Genomic DNA, 6,127 nt, shown 5'->3' on the forward strand with positions numbered 1-6,127 from the left:
CCACGCGCGCCTCAAGAACCCAACCCCGCGACACAAAAAACCCCCGCCTCAATGCCGCCCATTAGAAGAAAAATCACAACAACTACGCGCCACCTCCGCCACACTCTCACAAAACGCGTCATCAGCCCCCTTCCGGTACATCGCGCAGTACACCGATTGCGGCGCCGCGGTGCTGGTCCGCGCTATCACCAGTTGCCTGGCGCTCACCATCTCCGCGAAATAATCCCGCGGCAGGCAGCTCACCCCGAAGCCGGCCGCGGTCAGGCCCGCCATGGCGATCAGGCTGTTGATGGTGAACATGTTGCTGGCCGGCGTATGGGGCTTGAGCCAGCCGTCGTAGATCATGTTCAGGCCCGACTCGCGGCTTTGCCGCAACAGCGGCAGGGCGGCGATGTCGGCGGGGGTGTAGACACGGCTCGGGTCGATCATGTCGGGGCTGCCCATCCAGGCGAACTCCAGCCGCTGCAGCGCCACGACCTGCAGCCCGGGCTCGGCGAATTCGCCGTGCAGGAATGCCATGTCCAATTGCCCGGCCTGCAATCGCTTCTGCAGGTCCGCGCCCAGGTCGATATGCGGCTCCAGCGTGATGCGCGGATAGTGCGCGCGCAGCAGGCGGATCAGGGCCGGCAGCCAGGTCATCGCGGTGATCTCGGTGATGCCGAAGCGGAACGTGCCGGTCAGCGTGTGCTGGCCCTTCAGGCGCACCAGCAGCCGGTCGCGGTGGCCCAGCATTTCCTCGGCCAGCGCATAGACCTCGTGGCCGCGCGCGGTCAGTTCGGCGCGGTGCCCGGAGCGGTCGAACAGGGCCACGTCGAAGTCCGCCTCCAGCTCCTGGATGCGCTTGGTGATGGCCGACTGGGTGGTGTGCAGCTTCTGCGCCGACGCCGAGAACGTGCCCAGGCGCACGGTCCAGTAGAGCGCCTCGATCTGTTTGAAGGTCAGCATGCGGGGTTCCGCGCGACAGTCTGATTCATTCCGAAATTTCCGATAAGGGCTAACCCCTATATTCCTAAAAGGGATGAAGTTCGTGGAAATTTAATCCCTTTTTCGGATTGCCGAAAGCGCCGACCATTCGGTCTGACTCATTCGATTCAGGACTACGCAGACCGCCATGGCCACCCTCATCACCGGCACGCGCATATTGCCGGCCGCTCCCGTTGCCCCCGACTCCATCCTGCAGGCGCTGGTCGGCATCGTCACGCCGCATCTCAGCGACAACCTGGCGCGCCGCGAAGGCATCGCCGGGCTGCATCGCTACAACCGCGCCGGCAAGCTGGTCGGCACCGCCCTCACCGTCAAGACCCGGCCGGGCGATAACCTGATGATCTACAAGGCCATGATGCAGGTGCAGCCCGGCCACGTGCTGGTGGTGGACGCCGGCGGCGACCTGTCCAACGCCGTGCTGGGCGAGATCATGAAACGCTACCTGCAGGCGCACGGCTGCGCCGGCGTGGTGGTGGACGGCGCCATTCGCGACGTCGGTGCGTTCGAAGCCGACGCGTTTCCCTGCTATGCGCGCGGCCACATCCACCGCGGCCCCTACAAGGACGGCCCGGGCGAGGTCAACGTGCCCGTGTCCATCGGCGGCCAGGTGATCCACCCCGGCGACATCGTCGTGGGCGACGAGGACGGCCTGGTGAGTTTCGCGGCCGACGAGGCGCCTGCGCTGATCGCGGCGGCGCGCGCGCATGCCGACAAGGAGGCGCGCATCATGGCCGAGATCGACGCCGGCGCGCGTACGCAAAGCTGGATGCAGGCTGCCTTCGCCGCCAAGGGGCTGGCATGAACGGCGCCGATACGGAGTTCCTGGCGGCGCGCGCCCGCGCCATCAAGCCTTCGCCCAGCATGGCGGCCAAGACCCGGGTGGACCAATTGCGGGCGCAGGGGCGCGACATCATCGACTTCACCGTGGGCGAGCCCGACCTGCCGACGCCGGCGCACATCGTGCAGGCCGGCATCGACGCGCTGAACAGCGGCGACATCCGCTACACCGCGTCGGCCGGCTCGCGGCCGCTGCTGGAAGCGGCGCGCGCCAAGTTCCTGCACGAGAACGGGCTGGATTACGCGCTTGACGAACTGATCGTCGGCGTGGGCGCCAAGCAACTGCTCTATACCGCGCTGGCCGCCACCGTGCAGGCCGGCGACGAGGTCATCATTCCCGCGCCGTACTGGGTCTCGTATCCCGACATGGTGTTGGTCAATGACGGCACGCCGGTGGTGGTGGCGTGCCCGGAGGCCGACGGCTTCAAGCTCACGCCCGAGGCGCTGGAACGCGCCATCACGCCGCGCACCAAGTGGCTGCTGTTGAATACGCCATCCAATCCGACCGGCGCGATGTACAGCGCGGCGGAACTGCGCGCGCTGGCCGACGTGCTGGCGCGCCATCCCCAGGTCTGGTTGATGACCGACGAAATCTACGAACACCTGGCCTACGGCGACGCGCGCCATGCGTCGCCGGCCGCCGTCGCGCCGGAATTGGCCGGGCGCACGCTGACCATCAATGGGGTCTCCAAGGCCTACGCGATGACCGGCTGGCGCCTGGGCTATGCCGGCGGCCCCAAGACGCTGGTCAAGGCCATGGCCACGCTGATCTCGCAGAGCACCAGCTGCGTCAGCGCCATCAGCCAGGCCGCCGCGCGCGTGGCATTGAGCGCCGACCAGGCCTGCGTCGGCGAGGCAGCCGCCGTGTTCCACGCGCGCCGCGACCGCATCGTGACGCTGCTGGACGCGGTGCCGGGCATCCGCTGTCCGCGGCCGCAGGGCGCGTTCTACGTCTACCCCAACGTCGAGGGCCTGTTGGGACGACGCACGCCGGCCGGCGCGTTGATGCGCACCGACCTGGACGTGGTCATGTTCCTGCTGGACGAGGCCGGCGTCGCGGTGCTGGACGGCACGGCCTACGGCCTGTCGCCCTACCTGCGCCTGAGCTTCGCCACTTCGATGGACAACATCGAGGAAGGCTGTCGCCGCATCGCCCAGGCCTGCGGCCGGCTGACCTGAATCCGACGGCCCCGCGCAGGGGCCGCCATTGTTGGCAGTACCCATACCTATATTTCAAGGGAATCGACATGAAGCACTGGATCATCACCTGCGCGGCCGCCATCGGCCTGGCCGCCACCCTGGCGCCCGCGGCCCACGCGGACACGCTGCAGGACATCAAGGCGCGCGGCAAATTCATCTGCGGCACCATGGGCACGGCCGAACCATTCAGCTTCCAGGACCCCAAGACCCGCGCCATCGTCGGCTACGAGGTCGACATGTGCCAGGCGGTGGCCGACAGCCTGGGCGTGCCGCTGGAACTCAAGCTGATCGCGGTCGAGGCCCGCATTCCCGAACTGATCGCCGGCCGCGTCGACGTGGTCGCGGCCAACCTGGGCTGGAGCCCCGAGCGGGCGCAGCAGATCGACTATTCGCACCAGCATTTCGTGAGCCTGCAGAAGGTGCTGGCGCGTGAATCGGACAAGGACCTGAAGGCGCCCGCCGACCTGGCCGGCAAGCGCGTCAGCGCGGTGCGCGGCTCGTCGTCGGAACAAGGCGCGCGCAAGTTCATCCCCAACGTCGAGCCGGTGACCTTCAAGGACCCCAGCGGCGCCTTCCTGGCGTTGCAGCAGGGCAAGGTCAGCGGCTTTGTCGGCTCCGAGCTGATGCTGGTCAAGCTCAAGCAGCAGGCCGCGAGCAGCGCAGTGCCGGCCAAGATCCTCGAACCCGCGCTGTTCGTGGAGCCGTGGGGCATGGGCGTGCGCCGCGGCGATACCGCGATGCTGAACCAGGTGAACAAGGTGCTGGACGGCCTGGAAGCCTCGGGCAAGGCGACGCAGATCTTCGACAAGTGGTTCGGCGCCGGCACCCCGTTCAACATGAAGCGCGACTTCCGCATCGAAGCGATCAAGGGTTGACGCGCCGCGCGCGCCGGAGCCTTCGCCGATGCATTACGTCTTCGACTTCTCCGCCATCTTCCAGGGGGAGTACCCGGCCTGGCTGCTCAGGGGGCTCGTCACCACCCTGGCGCTGGCCGGACTGGCCTGGATCCTGGCGTTCCTGGTGGGCAGCCTGCTGGCGGTCATCCGCCTGACGGGCTCGCCCGTGGCCAACGCGTTGATCGCGCTGTACGTGGCCTTCCATCGCAACGTGCCGATGCTGGTGCACATCCTGTTCTGGTATTTCGGCGTGCCGGCCCTGTTGCCACAGGCCGCCACCGACTGGCTCAACACGCATGGCAGCGAGTTCATCCTGTCGTGCATCGCCATCGGCCTGGTGATGTCGGCCTATGTCTGCGAAGACCTGCGCAGCGCGGTGCGCGGCATCCCGCCGGGCCAGGTCGAGGCGGCGCGCGCGCTGGGCCTCGGTTTTCTGCGCACCATGCGCTGCGTGGTGCTGCCGCAGGCCTTCCGCATCGCCATCCCGCCGCTCTTGAACCAGACGCTGCTGCTGGTCAAGAACACCAGCCTGGCCATGGCCATCGGCGTGGCCGAGCTGACCGCCGCCGGCCGCGAGATCGAGAACTACACGTTCCGCACCTTCGAGGCCTACGCGGTGGTGACGGCGATCTACCTGCTGCTGTCGTTCCTGATCATGGGCGGCGGTGCGCTGCTGCAGCGGCGCTACCGTCCGCTGGGAGGCCATTGAATGTGGGATATCCTCAAAGACAACTGGCTGCTGCTGCTCATCGGCCAGTATCCGCATGGCCCGATCGGCGGCCTGGCCGCGACGCTGGGCCTGGCCGCCGTCAGCCTGGCGCTGGCCCTGCCTTGCGGCGTGCTGCTGGCGCTGGGCCGCATCAGCCCATACCGGGCGCTGCGCTGGCCGGCCTCGGCCATGGTGTACCTGGTGCGCGGCCTGCCGCTGCTGATGTTCATCTTCTGGGCCTACTTCTTCGTGCCGCTCATCATCGGCCGGCCGGTGGCGGGCACCACGACGATGGTGGTGGCGCTGGTGTGCTACGAAAGCGCCTACCTGGCCGAGATCATCCGCGCCGGCATCCAGGCGCTGCCCCCCGGCCAGCAGGAGGCCGGCCGCGCGCTCGGCCTGTCGTACATGCAGACCATGCGCCGGGTGATTCTGCCGCAGGCGCTCTACAACATGCTGCCCAGCATGCTGAGCCAGTTCGTCTCGACCGTGAAGGAAACCTCGCTGGCCTACGTGATCAGCGTGCAGGAACTGACGTACGCCGCCAACCAGATCAACAGCGTGCTGCTGACCAAACCGTTCGAAGTGTTCGCGTTGCTGGCGCTGACTTATTTCATCCTGAATTTCGGCCTGAGCGCCCTGGTGCACCTGACCGAAAAGCGCATCGGCAGCCGCCGCGCCGGCCGCGCACCCGTTCCCAAGGTGGTCCCGACATGATCCGATTTTCCGAAGTGCAGAAGTGGTACGGCGACTATCAGGCGCTGGCCGACGTGACCGCGCAGGTGCGCCGCGGCGAGGTGGTGGTGGTGTGCGGCCCGTCCGGATCGGGCAAGTCGACACTGATTCGCACCGTGAACCGATTGGAGCCTATCCAGAAGGGCGTGATCGAGGTCGATGGCCAGGACATCTACGGCGGCAAGGTGCACCTGGACACGCTGCGCAGCCACATCGGTTTCGTATTCCAGCAGTTCAACCTGTTTCCGCACCTGTCGGTGCTGGAGAACCTGATGCTGGCGCCGCTGCAACTGAAACGCGCCCGCCGTCCAGAGGCGCGCGAACGGGCGATGCAATTGCTCGACCGCGTTGGCCTGGCGCACAAGGCCGAGGCCTATCCGGCGCAGTTGTCCGGCGGGCAGCAGCAACGCGTGGCGATCGCGCGGGCGCTGGCGATGAATCCGCCGGTGATGCTGTTCGACGAGCCGACCAGCGCGCTGGATCCCGAGATGGTGGGCGAGGTGCTGCAGGTGATGAAGGGCCTGGCTCGCGACGGCATGACCATGGTGTGCGTGACGCACGAGATGGGGTTTGCGCGGGAGGTGGCCGATACGGTCTGGTTCATGGATGCGGGGCGGATTGTGGAGGTGGCTGGGCCGGAGGCGTTTTTCGGTCGGCCGGAGACGGAGCGGGCGCGGAAGTTTCTGGCTGAGATTCGGAGGTGAATGGGGTGTTGCGCTTGGGGTTGGGTTCTTGAGTCGCGCGTGTCGGGGTCGGTGGGGGATGG

The 6,127-nt window shown here is 67.3% G+C and carries 7 protein-coding genes; 6 read left to right on the forward strand and 1 reads right to left on the reverse strand.

Features of this window, described 5'->3' with window-relative positions; translation table 11 throughout:
• Window positions 1-48: 48 nt before the first annotated feature.
• Entirely contained in the window at window positions 49-945 is an 897-nt protein-coding gene (locus DK459_RS10185; protein ID WP_006388580.1) for a LysR family transcriptional regulator, read from the reverse strand.
• Between the two features lie 166 nt (window positions 946-1,111).
• Between DK459_RS10185 and DK459_RS10190 the strand changes: the two genes are divergently transcribed.
• The 6 genes from DK459_RS10190 to DK459_RS10215 all read left to right on the forward strand — a co-directional run bounded on the left by DK459_RS10190 (window position 1,112) and on the right by DK459_RS10215 (window position 6,065).
• Window positions 1,112-1,786, forward strand: a complete 675-nt coding sequence (locus DK459_RS10190; protein WP_110134698.1) for an RraA family protein — start codon at window positions 1,112-1,114, stop codon at window positions 1,784-1,786.
• Entirely contained in the window at window positions 1,783-3,000 is a 1,218-nt protein-coding gene (locus tag DK459_RS10195) for an aminotransferase class I/II-fold pyridoxal phosphate-dependent enzyme (RefSeq protein ID WP_110134699.1), read from the forward strand. Before DK459_RS10190 ends, DK459_RS10195 begins: the two co-directional genes overlap by 4 nt.
• A 68-nt stretch (window positions 3,001-3,068) precedes the next feature.
• Complete coding sequence (locus DK459_RS10200; RefSeq protein WP_006388583.1) at window positions 3,069-3,896, forward strand: ABC transporter substrate-binding protein; 828 nt, start codon at window positions 3,069-3,071, stop codon at window positions 3,894-3,896.
• Window positions 3,897-3,924: 28 nt separating this feature from the next.
• Window positions 3,925-4,626 (forward strand): amino acid ABC transporter permease, encoded by a 702-nt coding sequence (locus DK459_RS10205; RefSeq protein ID WP_020925284.1) that lies wholly within the window; start codon window positions 3,925-3,927, stop codon window positions 4,624-4,626.
• Window positions 4,627-5,343, forward strand: coding sequence for an amino acid ABC transporter permease (locus tag DK459_RS10210; RefSeq protein ID WP_020925283.1), 717 nt, complete (start codon window positions 4,627-4,629; stop codon window positions 5,341-5,343).
• The gene (locus DK459_RS10215; protein ID WP_006388587.1) at window positions 5,340-6,065 is read left to right on the forward strand and encodes an amino acid ABC transporter ATP-binding protein; all 726 of its coding nucleotides are present in this window, start codon (window positions 5,340-5,342) and stop codon (window positions 6,063-6,065) included. The genes DK459_RS10210 and DK459_RS10215 overlap by 4 nt, the downstream gene beginning before the upstream one ends.
• Window positions 6,066-6,127 lie beyond the last annotated feature (62 nt).

Source organism: Achromobacter sp. RW408 (assembly GCF_003184165.1).
Taxonomy (GTDB): Bacteria; Pseudomonadota; Gammaproteobacteria; order Burkholderiales; family Burkholderiaceae_B; genus Achromobacter; species Achromobacter xylosoxidans.

What these genes read in the sequence shown, in the direction of transcription:
- DK459_RS10190 (WP_110134698.1), top strand. Translation starts at nt 1,112, where the DNA reads ATGGCCACCCTCATCACCGGCACGCGCATATTGCCGGCCGCTCCCGTT.
- DK459_RS10215 (WP_006388587.1), top strand. Translation starts at nt 5,340, where the DNA reads ATGATCCGATTTTCCGAAGTGCAGAAGTGGTACGGCGACTATCAGGCG.
- DK459_RS10185 (WP_006388580.1), bottom strand. Translation starts at nt 945, where the DNA reads ATGCTGACCTTCAAACAGATCGAGGCGCTCTACTGGACCGTGCGCCTG.
- DK459_RS10195 (WP_110134699.1), top strand. Translation starts at nt 1,783, where the DNA reads ATGAACGGCGCCGATACGGAGTTCCTGGCGGCGCGCGCCCGCGCCATC.
- DK459_RS10205 (WP_020925284.1), top strand. Translation starts at nt 3,925, where the DNA reads ATGCATTACGTCTTCGACTTCTCCGCCATCTTCCAGGGGGAGTACCCG.
- DK459_RS10200 (WP_006388583.1), top strand. Translation starts at nt 3,069, where the DNA reads ATGAAGCACTGGATCATCACCTGCGCGGCCGCCATCGGCCTGGCCGCC.
- DK459_RS10210 (WP_020925283.1), top strand. Translation starts at nt 4,627, where the DNA reads ATGTGGGATATCCTCAAAGACAACTGGCTGCTGCTGCTCATCGGCCAG.